General features: G+C 67.9%; 15 protein-coding genes. All 15 read right to left on the reverse strand.

The features are described from left to right. Positions 1 to 44: 44 nt before the first annotated feature. Positions 45 to 3071, reverse strand: coding sequence for a type III restriction-modification system endonuclease (locus tag WJ16_RS00150; RefSeq protein ID WP_069255362.1), 3027 nt, complete (start codon positions 3069 to 3071; stop codon positions 45 to 47). Beyond that, positions 3071 to 5089 carry a site-specific DNA-methyltransferase gene (locus WJ16_RS00155; protein ID WP_069255363.1) on the reverse strand — a complete coding sequence of 673 codons (2019 nt, stop codon included), beginning with the start codon at positions 5087 to 5089 and terminating at the stop codon, positions 3071 to 3073. The genes WJ16_RS00150 and WJ16_RS00155 overlap by 1 nt, the downstream gene beginning before the upstream one ends. Positions 5090 to 5437: 348 nt before the next feature. Next, on the reverse strand, positions 5438 to 6568 hold the full coding sequence (locus WJ16_RS00160; protein ID WP_069255364.1) for a porin: 1131 nt from the start codon (positions 6566 to 6568) through the stop codon (positions 5438 to 5440). Positions 6569 to 6850: 282 nt separating this feature from the next. Next, entirely contained in the window at positions 6851 to 7528 is a 678-nt protein-coding gene (locus WJ16_RS00165; RefSeq protein ID WP_069255365.1) for a response regulator, read from the reverse strand. Between the two features lie 12 nt (positions 7529 to 7540). Then, positions 7541 to 8908 carry a sensor histidine kinase gene (locus WJ16_RS00170; protein ID WP_069257899.1) on the reverse strand — a complete coding sequence of 456 codons (1368 nt, stop codon included), beginning with the start codon at positions 8906 to 8908 and terminating at the stop codon, positions 7541 to 7543. An 88-nt stretch (positions 8909 to 8996) separates the two neighbouring features. Continuing rightward, complete coding sequence (locus WJ16_RS00175) at positions 8997 to 9854, reverse strand: ABC transporter permease (RefSeq protein ID WP_107310438.1); 858 nt, start codon at positions 9852 to 9854, stop codon at positions 8997 to 8999. A gap of 38 nt (positions 9855 to 9892) precedes the next feature. Next, on the reverse strand, positions 9893 to 10690 hold the full coding sequence (locus WJ16_RS00180) for an ABC transporter ATP-binding protein (RefSeq protein WP_048247995.1): 798 nt from the start codon (positions 10688 to 10690) through the stop codon (positions 9893 to 9895). A 121-nt stretch (positions 10691 to 10811) separates the two neighbouring features. Continuing rightward, on the reverse strand, positions 10812 to 11816 hold the full coding sequence (locus WJ16_RS00185) for an ABC transporter substrate-binding protein (RefSeq protein ID WP_069257901.1): 1005 nt from the start codon (positions 11814 to 11816) through the stop codon (positions 10812 to 10814). A 296-nt stretch (positions 11817 to 12112) separates the two neighbouring features. Further along, a complete protein-coding gene (gene fliR / locus WJ16_RS00190) occupies positions 12113 to 12895 on the reverse strand; it encodes a flagellar biosynthetic protein FliR (protein ID WP_069255366.1) in 783 nt (260 codons plus the stop codon). A gap of 28 nt (positions 12896 to 12923) precedes the next feature. Further along, positions 12924 to 13196 (reverse strand): flagellar biosynthesis protein FliQ, encoded by a 273-nt coding sequence (gene fliQ, locus WJ16_RS00195; protein WP_006491272.1) that lies wholly within the window; start codon positions 13194 to 13196, stop codon positions 12924 to 12926. Between the two features lie 20 nt (positions 13197 to 13216). After that, positions 13217 to 13978, reverse strand: a complete 762-nt coding sequence (fliP, locus tag WJ16_RS00200; protein ID WP_069255367.1) for a flagellar type III secretion system pore protein FliP — start codon at positions 13976 to 13978, stop codon at positions 13217 to 13219. Positions 13979 to 14014: 36 nt separating this feature from the next. Beyond that, the gene (gene fliO, locus WJ16_RS00205; RefSeq protein ID WP_069255368.1) at positions 14015 to 14596 is read right to left on the reverse strand and encodes a flagellar biosynthetic protein FliO; all 582 of its coding nucleotides are present in this window, start codon (positions 14594 to 14596) and stop codon (positions 14015 to 14017) included. Beyond that, positions 14593 to 15084 (reverse strand): flagellar motor switch protein FliN, encoded by a 492-nt coding sequence (fliN, locus tag WJ16_RS00210; protein WP_069255369.1) that lies wholly within the window; start codon positions 15082 to 15084, stop codon positions 14593 to 14595. Before fliN ends, fliO begins: the two co-directional genes overlap by 4 nt. Beyond that, the gene (gene fliM / locus WJ16_RS00215; protein WP_069255370.1) at positions 15077 to 16075 is read right to left on the reverse strand and encodes a flagellar motor switch protein FliM; all 999 of its coding nucleotides are present in this window, start codon (positions 16073 to 16075) and stop codon (positions 15077 to 15079) included. The genes fliN and fliM overlap by 8 nt, the downstream gene beginning before the upstream one ends. Before the next feature lie 22 nt (positions 16076 to 16097). After that, entirely contained in the window at positions 16098 to 16634 is a 537-nt protein-coding gene (fliL, locus tag WJ16_RS00220) for a flagellar basal body-associated protein FliL (protein WP_069255371.1), read from the reverse strand. Positions 16635 to 16715: the final 81 nt, after the last annotated feature.

Below are 16715 nucleotides of genomic sequence, written 5' to 3' on the forward strand. Positions count from 1 at the left end.
GCGGCGTTCCATGAAAAAAGGGCGGCTCGATGCCGCCCTTCGTCTTATCGCCCGGCGCTCGCCGGCGGTACCGCCGGCTCGAACAATGCATCGGCCTGCCTGACGCGCACGAAGCGCGCCGCATCGTCGCCGTCCACCAGCGCGCGGAAATGCGCTTCGCCGCACGCGAGCTTCGCGCGCTCGTGTTCGCTCGGCACGTGGCCGTCCGCATTCGGCGTATCGACGACGAAGTACAGCCGCTCGCCGCCGTCCTGCTCCGCGAGCACAGCCCAGTCCGGATGATAGCTGCCGAGCGGCGTCTGCACGCGGAACCACGCGGGCAGCTTCGCGTACAGCTTCACGCCGTCGTGCGCCTCGAGCGCATCGGCGAACGCGCGCTCCGCATCCGTCTCGCACACGACCGCTTCGTGGATCGACTTCCGCGCATCGGGCCGCAGGTTGCGCAGGTAGCCGGTCAGTGCCTCGCTCTCGAACGATTCGAGCGCATGCACGTGGCGCTCGCCGAGCTTGCGGTACGCGATGCCCGCGACGAGCGCGAGCCGCTTGCAGCGATTGATCGCGTCGGCCGCGACCGCGATGAACTGCTGCGGATTCACGCGGAAATCGTCGAGCCGGCCGCTGTCGGCCAGGATCGTCGCGAGCGAACGGCGCGTGAGCTGCGTGCGGTCCTGCAGCTCGGTGAGCAGGTCGGGCAGCGGCAGCTCGCCTTCGTCGAGCAGCACCGTGCCGGCGCCGCTCACCTCGATCGCCTCGATGCCGGCCTTGCCGATGTCGATCTCGGCCTTGCGCCACTGCAGCCGCGCACGCGCGATGTCCGGTGCGTCGCGCAACGCGGCTGTGCAGTCGCGGACGAGCTTCGCGTTGTCGAACTCGACGCGGTACACGGTGCGATGACGAATGCGATCCCACAGCGCGCGGAAATCCTCGCCGAACACGACGGCCTTGCCCGACGCATCGCGCCGCAACGCGATCGCGCGGCGCTCGTCGGCGTTGCGCACCGCGAAGCGGCCCGACAGCTTGCGCAGCGTCGCGACGATCGGCGCGCGCAGCATCTCGAACGCGCCCGGAAGCACCAGCGCGCTCTGGCGCAGCGCATCCTTGAGCCGGTCGAGCACCTTGCCCTGCGCGTCGACGTAGCCCTGCTCGTGCAGGTGGTTCCACAGCACGCGCGACAGCTCGATGCCGAGCGCATGCGCGGGCCCGTCGCCTTCCTGCACCGGCAGCGCCGCGAACTGGTGTTGCTCGACGATGCCGAAACGGATGCCCGTGTCGGCCTCGATTTCCTTCTGCAGGTTCTCCGCGAACGATTCGTAGCGCTCGGTCGCGATCACGGTGAGCGTGTTCACGCCCGGATCGCGCACGCGTTCGCCGTCCTGGTCGACGGCGAGGCGCAGCCCGCGGCCGAGCGTCTGGCGGCGCTCGCGTTCGGTCTGGATGTCGCGCAGCGTGCAGATCTGGAACACGTTCGGGTTGTCCCAGCCTTCCTTCAGCGCCGAGTGCGAGAAGATGAACTTCAGCGGCGTGTCGAACGACAGCAGCGCTTCCTTCTCGCGCATGATCAGGCCGTACGCGCGCTCCGCGTTCTCGCGGGCGGCCGCGCTGCTTTCGCTCGTGTCGGTCCAGCCGCCCTTGCGGTCGATCGAGAAGTAGCCGTTGTGCGCACGCTCGACTTCGAGGGCCACGTCCACGCCGTCGAACAGCGCGCGGTAGGCCGGCACGCGGGCCGCGCGCGCATATTCCTCTTCGAAGATCAGCGCGTAGTCGCCTTTCACGGGCATTCCGTTCTCGTCGTAGCGGCGATAGCGTTCGACCGAATCGACGAAGAACAGCGACAGCACCTTCACGCCGCGCTCGGCCAGGCGCAATTCCTTGTCGAGATGTTCGCGGATCGTGCGGCGGATCATCTCGCGCTGCACGGCGAGCGTGTCGATGTCGCCGAACGCCTCGCCGAGCGACAGGAACGCCTCGCCTTCCGGATGGCGCAGCTCGACGTATTCGGCGCCCTTCACCGCGTGGACTTCGCCGATCCGCAGCCCCGCGTACAGCGCGCGCCTGGTCAGGCGTTCGAGATCGTCGCCGTCGGTGGCCGACACGATCTGGCGCTTCACGCCGGCCGCCGTCGCGACGTCGAGTTCGATGCGCGCGCTGATCGCGCCGCGCCGGTTCGACACGCCGACGAGCCGCACGTACGGCTTGTTGTGCGCATCCTCGACGATCGCCGATGCGATCTCGATCTGCTTGACGAGCTTGCGCTCGTACGCGTCGACCGCGTCGAGCCGGTACACCATGTGGTGACGGTCGACGTGCGTGGCCGAATAGCGCAGCGTGCAGAGCGGCGCCATCGCGGCCAGCGCTTCGCGCCCGCGGCCTTCGAGGCCGCCGTCGACGCTCTGCGGCTCGTCGACGATCACGATCGGGCGCGTCGCGCGGATCAGGTCGATCGGCTTCTCGCCGCCGGTCTTCTCGCTGTCCTTGTAGAGATTGTTGATCTCCTTCTTGTTGATCGCGGCGACCGTCATCACCATGATCTGGATCGCGGCGCTCGCCGCGAAGTGGCGCACCTGGCCGAGCTTCGCGGAGTCGTACAGGAAGTAGTCGTACGGCACGCCCGCGTACAGCGCGCGGAAGTGATCCTCGGTGATCGCGAGCGTCTTGTGCACGCCTTCCTTGATCGCGATCGACGGCACGACGATCACGAACTTCGTGAAGCCGTAGCGGCGGTTCAGCTCGAAGATCGTGCGCAGGTACACGTAGGTCTTGCCGGTGCCGGTTTCCATCTCGACGGTGAAGTCGCGCGAGCCGGGCAGGCCGGACGGCGGCAGCCCGCCGCGCAGCTGCACGTCGGCGAGATTGCGCGCGAGCGCGTCGTCGGTCAGCGACAGCCGGTTGCCGACGCCTTGCTCCGACACCGCGAAGCCGAGCGAGCCTTGCGCCGCGGCCGTCGTGCCGGGCGCGGCGTTCGCGAGCACGCTGAAGTCGCCGCGATACGACTCCTGCCCGCGAAACAGGTCGCAGACGGCGTCGATTGCCTCGCGCTGATAGTCGAGATCCGCTTCGAAATGCAGCCGCATCACAGGCTCCGCACGCGCTTCACGCCGTGCTGTTCGAGCAGCGCGGCGAGATTGAGCTTCGCGACGTCGTCGACGAAGCCGCTGTCGCGGAACAGGCACGTGACGTCGCGTGTCGCGCCGCTCGCGTCGAGCAGGTCGACGATGCCGTCGGCGAGCGGGCCCGCGTCGTCGCGCGCGATGCGCGCATCGAAGCACGCGACGATCGAGCGGCCGATCAGGTGCACGGTCTTGCCGGCGATCGTGTGATGTTCGACCGGCGTGCACAGGTCGAGGCCGAGCTTCAGCGTCAGCTCGGCGAGCAGGTCATCCTCGGTGCGGCCGGTCTTCACGTGCTCGACGGACGCGAAGAGGGCGTGGTCGAAGTCGTCGCGGCGCGGGTCCCACTCGATCACGTTGGTCGTGTCGAGCCGGTACACGCGAAAGCCGAGGTCGCCATAGCTTTCGGGGTAGTCGCGCGCGACCTGCTGCGCGGCGCGGCGCAGGCGTTCCTTCGTGATTTCCGCGAGCGTCAGCGGTTTTTTCAGCTTTGCGCAGAAATCGGCGGCCGCCTGCTGCGTCTTGTCGCGGCGGTCGAGCGCCTCGGGCAGCTGCACGAGGATGTAGCGGCGCGCGCCGCCGTCGGTCGCGTTCACCTGCATCACCGCGTGGCCGGTCGAGCCGGAGCCCGCGAAGCAGTCGAGCACGATGTCGTCGCCGCGCGTGCACCAGCCGATCACGGCCGCCGCGAAATCGACCGGCTTCGGCAGGTCGAACGGGATGCCGAGCGCCTTGAGCAGCGCGTCGTCGGAGCCGGCGAACGGCAGCACCGACGGCACGTTCTCGTACATGTTCTCGTCGAGGTAGTAGATCCGCTGCGGCTGCGTGGTTTCGTCCGCGCCGAATTCGATCTGGCCGCGCTCGATCAGCGCCTGCATCGTCGCGGGCCGGTTGCGCCAGCCGCGCGCCGGCATCGCGCACGGCTTGCCGGTGACCGGGTGGATCAGCGGCGTGAAATACTCGTCCGGCGCCTTCTTCTTGTTCGGCCAGGCCATCGACACGAGGCGGTACACGCGGCCGTCTTCCGACAGCCGGTCGTACATCACTTCGCCGCCGGACAGGTTGGTCTGCGCCTTCAACCATGCGCGGTACGCCTTCTGCGCGTCCTTCGCGTTGCCGCTGCGGTAGACGGCGTCATGAGCGGCGTCGAGCATGCGCTGCGCGTTGCGCTTCGGCCGCTTGAGCGGCGCCTGTTCGAGCAGCGTCTCGGCGTTGCGCGCGAACAGCACCAGCGATTCGTGCTGGTACGCGATGCCGCGGGCGTCGCCCTTCGGATTGCGCTTGTCCCACACGGCCACGCCGAGCTCGTTCTCCTCGCCGAAGATCTCGCGCAGCATCAGCACGAGCGCATGCACTTCGTGCTCGTCGATGTGCACGGCGATCAGCCCTTCGTCGGACAGCAGCGCATGCGCGAGCTTCAGGCGCGGATACATCATGTTCAGCCAGTCGGTGTGGAACCGACCGTTTGCCTCGGTGTTGGTGCTGCGCTTCACGCCGCCTTCGGTCTGGCCCGTCATCGCCAGGTAGTGGCGGATGCTGTCGCTGAAGTCGTCCGGATAGACGAAATCGCTGCCCGTGTTGTACGGCGGATCGATGTAGACGAGCTTCACCTTGCCCGCATAGCTCTTGTGCAGCAGCTTCATCACGTCGAGGTTGTCGCCCTCGATCACGAGATGGCGCGTGTCGTCCCACGCGACGCTGTCGTCGGGGCAGGGGCGCAGCGTGCCCGTCGACGGCGTGAGCGCGGCCTGGCGCGCGCTGCGCTTGCCGTGCCAGTGAAAACCGTAGCGCTCGTCGGCGTCGCCGACCGTGCGTTCGCCGATCAGCGCCTTCAGCACGTCGACGTCGACCGACGCGCCGGCGGGGCCTTCGGTCACGAGTTCGGGGAACAGCGCCTTCAGGCGCGCGACGTTGTCGGCGGTGAAATCCGTCGACATCGCCTGCGGGCTGGCCGCATCGAGTTTCTGCATCGTCTTTTCCATCGGAGCCCGGCCGTGCGCGCCAGGACGTCGGGCGCGCTCACGGCACCGGCGGCAATGGCCGCCCGGGCAAACCCGAAACGCTAGCGAGTCGATCGGCGCAGGTCAAGCGCCGATGTGAGGCGATCGGGCGGGTTTCGGCCGCTCGTCGGCCACCGGACGGGCCGCAAGCGGCTTCCGGCGGCGTCGCGCCCGGGGCCGGCCGGCGCCGGCTTGCCGGGCGCTCCGGCCAACCGGCGGCGCCGACGAAAAAAAGGGCACGGTCGGCGCAGTGCGCCGGCGTGCCCGCATGGAGAATCCCGGATGGAGGGGACGGAGCCCGGTGGGCGCCGCCCGGATGGCGCCCCGCGGTCAGAACCGCGTGCGGATGCCCGACGTCAGTTCGAGCTGGTTCTTCGCGCCGAACGTCGACGACACCGTGTAACCGCCGTGCAGCTTCATGTAGTCGCCGGCCAGGTACACCTCGGTGCGCTTGCTCAGGTGGTAGAACACCGACCCGTAGATCGTCTCCTTGAAGCCGTTGGCGACGCCGTTGGTCAGGCTGAATGCGCCGAGGTTGGCATTCGGCGTGAAGCCGTCCGCGTTGTTCGCGGCGTTCTTCACGCGCATCTGCTGGTAGCCGAGCTCGTAGTCGAGCGCGCCCTTCGGGGCGATCTTCATCGACACCGTCCACGAATCGTCGTGGCGCTGGCCGAGCGAGCCCTGGTCGCCGTTGTAGCGGAAGTAGCCGGCATTCAGGCGCACGATGCTGAACGTGTAGTTGCCGCCGACCGAGAACGTCTGGTTCCTGAAGCCGCCGTTGTTCACGTGGCTGTAGAAGCCCGACACGTTGAACGGCCCGCCGTTGTAGCCGAGCGCGGCCTGGTACGCGGAGCCGGTCGCGAACTGCGTCGAGTTGCTGAACTGGTAGCCGGCGCTCGCGAAGATGCCGTTGGCGAACAGCTTCTTCCACGCGATGCCGTTGTTGTAGCGCGTGCCGGTCGGGCCGGCCGCGTAGAAGATCATCTGCTTGAAGTTGTTCGAGTTGGTCCAGCCGCCTTCCTCGGTCGAAAGCTTCGCGGAGCCGTACGGATCGCCGTAGATCGTCGCCGCGTCGCGCGCGATCGTGTTCTGGAAGCCGGCCGTCAGCTTGCCGAAGCGCTCGTCCTCGACGCCGACCCACGCATCGCGGTCGAAAATCTGGCCGCTGTCTTCCATCTGGCCGTTCGCGACCACGAATTCGCTCTCGAGGCGGAAGATGATCTTCGTGCCGCCGCCGATGTCTTCGGCGCCTTTCAGGCCCCAGCGGCTGCCGCTGAACCACGGCTCGCCGTCGTTGCCCATCCCGATCACGTGTTTGCCGTTCGCGTCGGCGTGGGTCCGGTAGGTCGGAAAGCTCAGGTCCATCAGGCCATAGAGCTGCACGCTCGATTGCGCGTGCGCCTGGGTACCGGCGCACAGGCCGGCCGCCGCGATGGAAAGGGCAAGGGTTTTTCGTTTCAAGATCGTCTCCTCCGAGCTGCCGCATTGAAATTCTGTCGTTGGCAGTACGTAATGTATGCCGACTCTTGCCGGCCACAGCGAGAGGGCCGACGCGTAGCATCGTAGAGGGTGCAATCCTTCACGCCGCTTTCCCGGAGGAAAGAACCGGATCGGTGAAAACACCGAACGCGCAATCGTCACGGATCGGCAGCGCGTGCGGAGACGCGCCACGCCGCCAACCGGCAGGCGGTCGATGCGTTTCGTGATACGAATCGATGTTCGGCGGTGACGCAGGCGCGCCCGTCAGTCCTGCGTGCTCTTCGCGCGCAGGATATAGCCGAGCCCGCGCAGCGTGATGATCTCGGCCGTGCTACCCGCGAGATGCTTGCGCAGCCGGTGAATGTAGATGTCGATCGCGTCGGCGCTCGGCTCGTCGTCGAGCGCGAACACGCTGTCCATCAGCCGCGCCTTCGACACCGTCTTGTTCTGCTGCAGCATCAGCGTTTCGAGGATCGCGTGCTCGCGGCGGCGCAGCGTCAGCACCGTTTCGCCGCAGCGGAATTCGCGCGTGCCGAACGCGTAGACGAGATCGCCGCACACGAGCTGCGTCGTGCCGACGCCGGCCTGCCGGCGGATCAGCGCGCGAATCCGGGCGACCAGCTCGCGCGATTCGAACGGCTTCACGACGTAGTCGTCGGCGCCCGCGCCGAAGCAGTCGACCTTGTCGTCGACCGAGCCGTGCGCGGTCAGCATCAGCACCGGCACGTTGTCGTTGCGGCGCCGCAGCCGCGCGAGCACCTCCTTGCCGCTGATGCCGGGCAGCCGCATGTCGAGCAGCACCGCGTCGTAGCGTTCGGTCTTCAGCACCGTGTCGGCGCGCTCGCCGTCGCCGACGCAGTCGACCGCGAAATCCTCGCCGCGCAGCAGGTTCACGATCCAGTGCGCGAGTTCGGCGTTGTCTTCGACCAGCAGGAGTTTCATGGCGACATCTCTTCAATCGTAGGCGGGCAGCCGTACCGTCACGACAATACCGCGATTGCCGGGCCCCGGCGCGAGCGACACGCTGCCGCCGTGCGCCTGCGCGATCTCGCGGACGATCGCGAGGCCGAGGCCCGAGCCTTCGGTGTCGGCCGACACGCGGTAGAACCGCTTGAACACGTGCGGCCGAGCCTCGGCCGGAATGCCCGGGCCGTTGTCGACCACGTCGAGCACGATCGCGTCGCCGTCGCGCCGCGCGGCGACCGTCACGCAGCCGCCCGGCTGCGTATAGCGCACCGCGTTGTCGACGAGGTTCATCACCAGCGCGGTCAGCAGGCTGTCGCTGCCCGCGACGTCGAGCCGCTCGCCGAGGTCGGCGCCGAGGTCGATATCGCGCCGCTGCGCGAGCACGATCGTTTCCTCCAGCACGCTCGACACCACGGCCGCGAGATCGACGCGATGGGTCAGCAGCGTCGACGGCGTCGCTTCCGCATGCGCGAGCAGCAGCAGCTTGTCGGTCACGTCGGCCATCTTGCGGCTGCTGCGCTGCATGCTGTCGAGCACCGACGCGAGTTCCGCGTCGTCGTGCCCGCGCCGCTGCGCGTACTGGATCTGCGTGTCGAGCACCGCGATCGGCGTGCGCAACTGGTGCGCGGCATCCGCGATGAAGCGCCGCTGCGTGGCCGTATGCGTGTTGAGCCGCGCGATGCACTGGTTGATCGCGTCGACGATCGGCCGCAGCTCGTGCTGCAGCCGTTCGGGGCGGATCGGCTCGAGTTCCATCGGCCCGCGGTCGGCCACGTCGTCCTTCAGCTTCATCAGCGGACGCAGCTCGAACGTGAGGCCGAGATAGACGAGCACCATCGCGAGCGCCAGCATCAGCGACAGGCGCACGAGCTGCGGCCGCCAGATCGTCGCGATCATCGCGCCGTACGACCGCGTCGTCTTCGCGACGACCACCGTGACCGTTTCGACCTGCCCCTCGTCGTACAGCTGACGATCGTAGGCCACCGCGCGCAGCGGTACGTCGTCGAGCGACGTGTCGTACAGCGTCGGCTCGATGCCGTGCCGCGCGGGCAGGTCGAGCGCCGGATTGCCGGCGAGCAGGCGGGCGTGGCCGTCGACCACCTTGTAGAACACCGAATCGCCCGCCGGCGACTCGAAAATCTCCAGCGCGGCCGGCGGCACGTCGGCAACCGGCAGGCCGTTGCGCCATTCGATGTCCTCGCCGATCGTGCGCGCGGACGCGACGAGCGCGCTGTCCTGCACGAGCCCGGCCGTGGTCCGCGCGGTGTCGTACGACATCGCGCCGGCGATCAGCACGAACACCGCGAGCGGCAGCAGCAGCCACCACAGCAGCCGTCCGCGCAGGCTGTGCGCCATCCGGTTGCGCTCCTTCTTCGAAATGCCGAACCGCGCCGGGGTCGCCGGCGCGGTCGGGAGTGTCATGTCAGGCGTCCGGACGCCGCGTTCAGAACGCCGCGGGGCGCCACTTCAAGAGCCGCTTCTCGAGCCAGGTCAGCAGGTAGTCGGCGGCCAGCGCGACCACGGCCAGCACGATCATCGCCGCGAACACGCCGCTCGCGTTGAACGCGCCCTGGGCGGTGGAGATTAGCAGCCCGATGCCTTGCTTGGAACCCAGGAATTCGCCGACCACCGCACCGACCAGCGCGAAGCCGAAGCTCACGTGCAGGCTCGCGAGAATCCAGCTCAGCGCGGACGGGATTACGACCGCCGTGGTGATCTGCCGGCGCGACGCGCCGAGGATCTGCGCGTTCGCGATCAGGTAGCGGTCGGCTTCGCGCACGCCCTGGAACGCGTTGCCGAACACGACGAAGAACACCATCACGACGGCCAGCGCGATCTTCGACGCCATCCCGAGGCCGAGCGCGATCACGAAGATCGAGCCGAGCACGACGCGCGGAATCGAGTTCGCGATCTGGATATACAGGCCGAACACGTCGGCCATCAGCTTGTTGCGGCCGAGCACGATCCCGCAGATCACGCCGGCGACCGAGCCGATGATGAAGCCGATCCCGGTTTCCTCGAGCGTGACCCATACCTGCGTGAGCAGCGGGCCCTGCGACGTGCCGTTCACGAACCAGTCCTGGATCTGCGCGAAGATCAGCGACGGCATCGAGAAGAAGAACGGATCGATCCACTTGAGCCGTGCGGCGAGTTCCCACCCGCCCAGCACGATCACGAGCACGGCGATCCGCAGCGTGACGATCAGGTTGCGCCGGCGGCGCAGCCGGCGTTGCGCGGCGCGCTCGTCGTCCTCGAGCGTCGTCGCCGGAAGGGCGGTGGGGGGAAGCGTCATGTCGGTCATGCTCCTGTCCTTGCTGTTCTTGCCGTGCGGCGTACGCGTCAGCCGATCTGCACTTCTTCGCGCAGGTCGTGCCAGATGTCCTTGGAAATTTCGATGAAGCGCGGGTCGTAGCGAATTTCCGACGTGACACGCGGGCGCGGCAGGTCGATCTCGTACACGCGCTTGAGCGTGGCGGGGCGGGCGGTCAGCACGAACACGCGGTCGGCCAGCGCGATCGCTTCCTCGAGATCGTGCGTGACGAACACGACCGAGCCCTTGTTCGCTGACCACAGCTGCAGCAGTTCGTCCTGCATCAGCGTGCGCGTCTGCATGTCGAGCGCGGAGAACGGCTCGTCCATCAGCAGGATTTCCGGCTGGTTGATGAAGGTCTGAGCGAGCGCGACGCGCTTTCTCATCCCGCCGGAAAGCTGGTGCGGGTAGTGCTTCGTGAACTTGTCGAGGCCGACCTTGCGGATCCATTCCTCGGCCTGCGCATACGCGACGTCCTTCGAGCGGCCGCGAAACAGCGGGCCGGCCGCGACGTTGTCGATCACGTTGCGCCACGGAAACACGGCGTCGGCCTGGAACACGAAGCCGATGCGCGGGTCGATCCCGTCGACCGGGCGGCCCATCACGCGTACTTCGCCCGACACCGGCTTGAGCAGCCCGGTGATCAGGTTCAGCGTCGTCGACTTGCCGCAGCCGGTCGGCCCGACGATCGCGATGAATTCGCCGCGCGCGACGCTCATGCTGAAGTCGCGCAGCGCGACGGTGGCCTTGCCTTCCGGCGAAATGAAGCGGCACGACACATTGCGAAACTCGATCGCCGGTGTGCTCGGAGAAACTGCCTGGTTCATCGCATTCGTCCTGCGGGTGAGGAGGGCGCCGCATCGTGGCGACGCCGGGCCGGTCAACCGGGCCGGAACGGGGCACGCACGGCGGCGGGATCGCCGCCGCCGGCGCCGCTACCGGAATCGACTACTTCGCGTTCACGAAATCGTTCGTGTAGGTGCGCGCCAGGTCGATGTGCTTGCCCTTCACCGACGGGTTGAACGCCGACAGCACCTTCAGCACCGTCGCCGGGCCGTCGGCCGGCATCTTCGCGTCGGCGGTGAACATCGGCAGCGACGCCTTCAGCGCGCTCACGTACAGCGCCTTGTCCTTCTGGTAGTCGGCCGGCATCTTCGCGGCGATCTCCTCGGCGCTGTGCGTATGGATGAACTGCATCGTCTTCGCGAACGCGTGCGCGAGTTTGACCGCCTGCTCCTTGTGCGAATCGGCCCACGCCGATTGCACGTACAGGCTCGCGGCCGGGTAGGTGCCGCCGAGCGCGGCGCGCGTGCCTTCCAGCGTGCGCATGTCGACCAGCACCTTCGCGTCGCCCATCTTCTCGAGCGCGGACACCGTCGGCTCGGTCGTCATCCCGGCGTCGATGCGGCCCTGCTTGATCGCGGCGATGAAGCTCGCATCGGCGCCGACCGGCAGCATCGTGTACTGCGTCGACGGCACGCCGTGCGCGAGCGCGAGGTATTGCGTGAGGAAGCTCGTCGACGAGCCGAGGCCCGTGACGCCGAGCGTCTTGCCCTTCGCGTCGGCCATCGACTTGAAGGTCGGCGCGGCCTTGGTCGACACCATCTCGACTTCGCCCGGCACCTGGCCGAACACGGCGATTGCCTTCACGTCCTTGCCCTTGCTCTGCAGGTCGATCGTGTGGTCGTAGAAGCCGACCACGCCTTGCACGGCGCCCGCGAGCAGCTCGTTCTCGGCGTCGACGCCGGCCGGCTGCGACAGCAGCTCGACGTCGAGCCCTTCGGCCTTGAAGTTGCCGAGCTCCTGCGTGAGCCGCGCGGGCAGGTAGATCAGCTTCGCGATCCCGCCGACCATGATCGTGATCTTGCCGCCGTCGTCGGCGAAAGCGGGATGAGCGGCAAGCGTGCAGCTCAGGCTGGCTGCCACGGCGAGGGTGCGCAGGATGGGTCGCATCGGGTCGTCTCCGTTCGTTGTATTCGTGTGGCGCGATGCTTGCTGCATCGTCACGACGAGTATAGGGACGCGAAGCCTTCCGCTACCTTTCGCGGGGGGGCGGTTCGTTTAGGGGTTTTCCAGCAATTTCCTTGCGGCGGCCTGGGGCGGGAGGCAGAAGGCGTCGTGTGGCGCGGCCGGTGGGTCAAAACGGAGCAAGGCCGCTGACGTCGATGCGCGCCGGATTTCCGTCCGGTGTGGCTCGAAAAGCAAGGGGGCAGCGCGAATATCCCGCACGCCTGCCAGGCATCGCCGCCTCAGCGCCACCCGATCAGCACGCGCCCCATCGCGTCGAGCCCCATGTCGAACAGGTGCGACACGAACGGCACGAGGTTCGGGATCATCAGTTGCACGAGCAACAGCCCGACCAGCATCGTCACCGGAAAGCCGACCTGGAACACGCCGATCTGCGGCGCCGCGCGGTTCAGGATGCCGAGCGCGAGGTTCGCGATCAGCAGCGCCGCGACCACCGGCAGCGCGAGCAGCAGCCCCATCTCGAACACGGTCGTGCCGAACGCGGCGAGCGTGCGCCAGCCGCTCGCGTGCAGCAGGTCGGCCGACACCGGCAGCGACTGGAACGACGCGGCGAGCGCGGCGAACACCTGCAGGTGGCCGTCCACCGCGAGGAACGCGAGCATCGCGACCGCGTTCAGGAAGCGGCCCATCGCGGGCGTCGCGCCGCTCGTATGCGGATCGAAGAACGTCGCGAAGCCGAGCCCCATCGACAGTCCGATGAAATCGCCGGCCGCCTCGACGGCCGCGAACACGAGCTGCATCGTGAAACCCATCGCGACGCCGATCAGGAACTGCGTGACGAGGATCCAGATGCCCTGCGCGGAGAATACGGTGACGTCCGGCATCGCGCCGAGCGTGGGCGCGACGACCAGCGCCATGAATGCGGCGAGCCCGATCTTCACGCGCACGGGCACCGCCGCATGCCCGACGACGGGTGCCGTCGCGACGAGCGCGAGCATCCGCACGAACGGCCACAGGAACGCCGTGAGCCAGCCGTTGAGCTGCGCGTAGGTAAGCGAGAACATCGCGGTGGAAGGGCGCCGGGCGCGCGGCTCAGCCGACGCCGAGCGTCGCGACGTGCAGCAGCGTCTGCCGCAGGTAGTCGAGCATCGTCGTCAGCATCCACGGGCCGGCGATCACGAGCGTCGCGGCCACCGCGAGCAGCTTCGGGATGAACGACAGCGTCGCTTCGTTGATCTGCGTCGCGGCCTGGAACAGGCTCACGACGAGGCCGACCGCGAGCGCGACCAGCAGCAGCGGGGCGGCGAGCAGCAGGCCGACCATCATTGCCTGGTGCGCGAGCGTCATCACCTGTTCGGGCGTCATCGTGCGTGTTCCTCCGCGGCTTACGTGAAGCTCTGCGCGAGCGAGCCGATCAGCAGCTGCCAGCCGTCGACCAGCACGAACAGCATCAGCTTGAACGGCAGCGACACGGTGGACGGCGACACCATCATCATCCCCATCGACATCAGCACGCTCGCGACGACCATGTCGATGATCAGGAACGGGATGAACACCGTGAAGCCGATCTGGAAGCCCGTCTTCAGCTCGCTCGTGACGAACGCGGGCACCAGCAGCGACAGCGGCACGTCCTCGGGCCCCTGCATCGGCGCGGCCTTCGAGATCTTCGCGAACAGCGCGAGATCGGTCTCGCGGGTCTGCTTCAGCATGAAGGTCTTGAACGGCGCGACGCCGCGCTGCACGGCCTGCTCCATCGGCATCGAGCCGTCGGAGAACGGCTTGTAGCCGTCGTTGTACGCGCGGTCGAGCACCGGCGACATCACGAAGAAGGTGAGGAACATCGCGAGGCCGACGAGCACCTGATTCGGCGGCGTCGTCGCGGTGCCGAGCGCCTGGCGCAGCAGCGACAGCACGATGATGATGCGCGTGAAGCTCGTCATCATCAGCAGCATCGCCGGCAGGAACGACAGCATCGTGAGCAGCAGCATCGTCTGCACGCTCAGCGAATAGGTGGTGCCGCCGTGCGGGCCCGGGCTCGCGTTGAACGCGGGCAGGCCGTTCGCCTGCGCGTACGCGAGCGCGGGGGCGAGGCAGAGGATCAGCACGGGCGCGAAGCGCGCCGCGCGATGCAGGAATGCGTATTTCATCGGAATGCGGAGTCGGAAAGAAGGCGCGGCGCCATGTCAGCGGTCCTTGCCGCGACCGAGGCGCTTCGCGGCTTCGCCCGCGAGCGCGTCGCGAAACCGCGAGCCGAACGTGCCGGGCAGGCCGCTTTCGGAAGAAGCGGGGCCGGCGGGCGTGTCGCCCGAGGCCGAAGCCGAAGCCGCCGTCGCGGCAGCCGAGGCCGAACCGGCCGGCAGCGTGTGCAGCAATCGCACGTTGCCCGGCGCGACGCCGAGCACGAGCCAGGTGTCGCCGATCTCGACGATCGTCGCGCTCTCCTTCCCGCCGACCGCGACACTGGACACGACCTTCAGCGGGCCGCCGCCGCGTGCATGCTGGAAGCCGAAACGGCGCGCGAGCCACGCGCAGGCGAACACGAGACCGATCACGACCGCGAGCCCGACGAGCGTCTGCAGCACCGCGCCGATGCCGAGCGACGGCGCGGCCGAACCGACCACCACGCTCGATGCGATCGAGCCCGGACGGTTCACCGCGTTCATGTCGGCGGCGCCGGCCGGCGCGCACGCGAGCGATGCGGCGACGGCCAGCGCCGCCGCTGCCGTCGCGTTGCATGCGCGGCGGCCGGGCGTCGCCACGTTCATCGGTTGAGCTTCCGGATGCGTTCGGCCGGCGTGATGATGTCGGTCAGGCGAATGCCGAACTTGTCGTTGACGACCACGACTTCGCCCTGCGCGATCAGGCAGCCGTTCACGAGCACGTCCATCGGCTCGCCGGCGAGGCCGTCGAGCTCGACGACCGAGCCCTGCGCGAGCTGCAGCAGGTTGCGGATCGCGATCTTCGTGCGGCCGAGCTCCACGGTCATCTTGACCGGGATGTCGAGGATCATCTCGATGTCATTGTGTGTCGAGGTGGCCGCGGCCTTCGACAGCGGCTGGAACACGCCAGCGCCCGTCGCGCCCGCCTGCACCGGCTGCTGGTTCTGCTCGGCGAGCGCGGCCGCCCAGTCGTCCATGCCCGGATCCTCCTCCGCTGCAGCCGGCGCCGCCTGCGCGGTGGCGGCCGACGCCGCGAGGGCCGCGTCGGCCATCGCCTGCATGTCGTCGTCGGGCGTCTGGTTCAGCTCACTCATATCCACCTTCCTTCATCGCATCGCCCGCGCCGATCATCTTCTGCACGCGCAATGCATATTGACCATTGAAAATTCCGTAGCCGCATTCCATGACCGGCACGCCGTCGACCTTCGCGACGATCGTGTCGTCGATCTCCAGCGGCAGCACGTCGCCGGCGCGCAGGTTCAGGATCTTCTCGAACGTCGACGAGATCTCGGCGAGATTCGCGGTCAGCTCGACCTCGGCGGCCTGCACCTGCTGCGACAGCACGCGCACCCAGCGGCGGTCGACTTCGAGCGCCTCGCCCTGGATCGGCGAGCTGAGCACGTCGCGGATCGGCTCGATCATCGAATACGGCATGCAGATGTGCAGCGTGCCGCCCGTCGGCCCGAACTCGATCGAGAACTGCGTGACGATCACGATCTCGTTCGGCGTCGCGACGTTCGCGAACTGCGTGTGCATCTCCGAGCGCACGAATTCGAACTGCAGCGGCCGCACGCTCTTCCACGCGCTCGTGTAGTGCTCGAACACGAGGTTCAGCAGCTTGCCGATGATCCGCTGCTCGGTGGCCGTGAAGTCGCGGCCTTCGACGCGCGTGTGGAATCGCCCGTCGCCGCCGAACAGGTTGTCGACGACGAAGAACACGAGGTTCGGATCGAACACGAACAGCGACGTGCCGCGCAGCGGCTTCACGTGCACCAGGTTCAGGTTCGTCGGGATCGGCAGGTTGCGGGTGAACTCGCTGTACTTCTGCACCTTCACCTGGCTGACGGAGATTTCCGCCGTACGCCGCATGAAGTTGAAGATGCCGATCCGCAAGAGGCGCGCGAAGCGGTCGTTGATGATCTCGAGACCGGGCATCCGGCCGCGGACGATCCGCTCCTGCGTCGCGATGTTGTAGGGGCGCACGCCCGACGTGTCGCGCTGCTCGTCGACCGAATCGGCTTCGCCCGTGACGCCCTTGAGGAGGGCATCGACCTCCTCCTGGGACATGAACTCCTGGTGACCCATACGCGCTCCTTTCTCGGCCGCGTTACTGGACGACGAACTCGGTGAACAGCACGTCGTCGACCTTCGCGCGCTGGTTGCCCGGCTGCGTCGGCTGTTCGATCAGCTCCCGCAGTTCCTTCGCGAGCGAACGTTTGCCGTCCGGCGTCGCGAGATCCTCGGGATGCTTGTTCGACAGCGCGAGCAGGATCCGGCTGCGGATCTCCGGCATCCGCGCGGTCAGTTGCTCCTGCGCCTTCGGGTCGGTGAGCTTCAGCGACAGGCCGACGCGCAGGTAGTGCTGCGCGCCGTCGTCCGACTGCAGGTTCACGGTCAGCGGGTCGAGCGGGAAAAACACCGGCGCGGCAAGCGGCGCCGGCTCGGCGGGCGCGCTCGCATGGCCGACGCCCGCCTTGCTCAGAAACACGTACATGCCGCCGGCGGCAGCGGCGGCCGCGCCCAGCGCGATGACGGCGAGGAGCGCGATGCGCTTGAACTTGCCGGACGAAGCCGGCTTGTCGGCGGGCGGGTTTGCGGTTGTGGAGGCCATGTGAATGCGTGCGTGATGTCTCGTAGCATGCATTGTTCGGCATCCGGGCCGAGCCCGATGGGCGGAAAAGAGGGGGGATTTGCGGCTATCTCAGCCGATTGTCGGCCGGGTGTC

Origin of the sequence: Burkholderia metallica, assembly GCF_001718555.1 — a bacterium.
GTDB lineage: Bacteria > Pseudomonadota > Gammaproteobacteria > Burkholderiales > Burkholderiaceae > Burkholderia > Burkholderia metallica.

Coding starts and splice junctions, on each gene's coding strand:
- fliN (WP_069255369.1), bottom strand. CDS start 15,084: ATGAGTGAGCTGAACCAGACGCCCGACGACGACATGCAGGCGATGGCC.
- WJ16_RS00165 (WP_069255365.1), bottom strand. CDS start 7,528: ATGAAACTCCTGCTGGTCGAAGACAACGCCGAACTCGCGCACTGGATC.
- fliL (WP_069255371.1), bottom strand. CDS start 16,634: ATGCATGCTACGAGACATCACGCACGCATTCACATGGCCTCCACAACC.
- WJ16_RS00175 (WP_107310438.1), bottom strand. CDS start 9,854: ATGACCGACATGACGCTTCCCCCCACCGCCCTTCCGGCGACGACGCTC.
- WJ16_RS00185 (WP_069257901.1), bottom strand. CDS start 11,816: ATGCGACCCATCCTGCGCACCCTCGCCGTGGCAGCCAGCCTGAGCTGC.
- WJ16_RS00170 (WP_069257899.1), bottom strand. CDS start 8,908: ATGGCGCACAGCCTGCGCGGACGGCTGCTGTGGTGGCTGCTGCTGCCG.
- fliO (WP_069255368.1), bottom strand. CDS start 14,596: ATGAACGTGGCGACGCCCGGCCGCCGCGCATGCAACGCGACGGCAGCG.
- fliR (WP_069255366.1), bottom strand. CDS start 12,895: ATGTTCTCGCTTACCTACGCGCAGCTCAACGGCTGGCTCACGGCGTTC.
- WJ16_RS00150 (WP_069255362.1), bottom strand. CDS start 3,071: ATGCGGCTGCATTTCGAAGCGGATCTCGACTATCAGCGCGAGGCAATC.
- fliM (WP_069255370.1), bottom strand. CDS start 16,075: ATGGGTCACCAGGAGTTCATGTCCCAGGAGGAGGTCGATGCCCTCCTC.
- WJ16_RS00155 (WP_069255363.1), bottom strand. CDS start 5,089: ATGGAAAAGACGATGCAGAAACTCGATGCGGCCAGCCCGCAGGCGATG.
- fliP (WP_069255367.1), bottom strand. CDS start 13,978: ATGAAATACGCATTCCTGCATCGCGCGGCGCGCTTCGCGCCCGTGCTG.
- fliQ (WP_006491272.1), bottom strand. CDS start 13,196: ATGACGCCCGAACAGGTGATGACGCTCGCGCACCAGGCAATGATGGTC.
- WJ16_RS00180 (WP_048247995.1), bottom strand. CDS start 10,690: ATGAACCAGGCAGTTTCTCCGAGCACACCGGCGATCGAGTTTCGCAAT.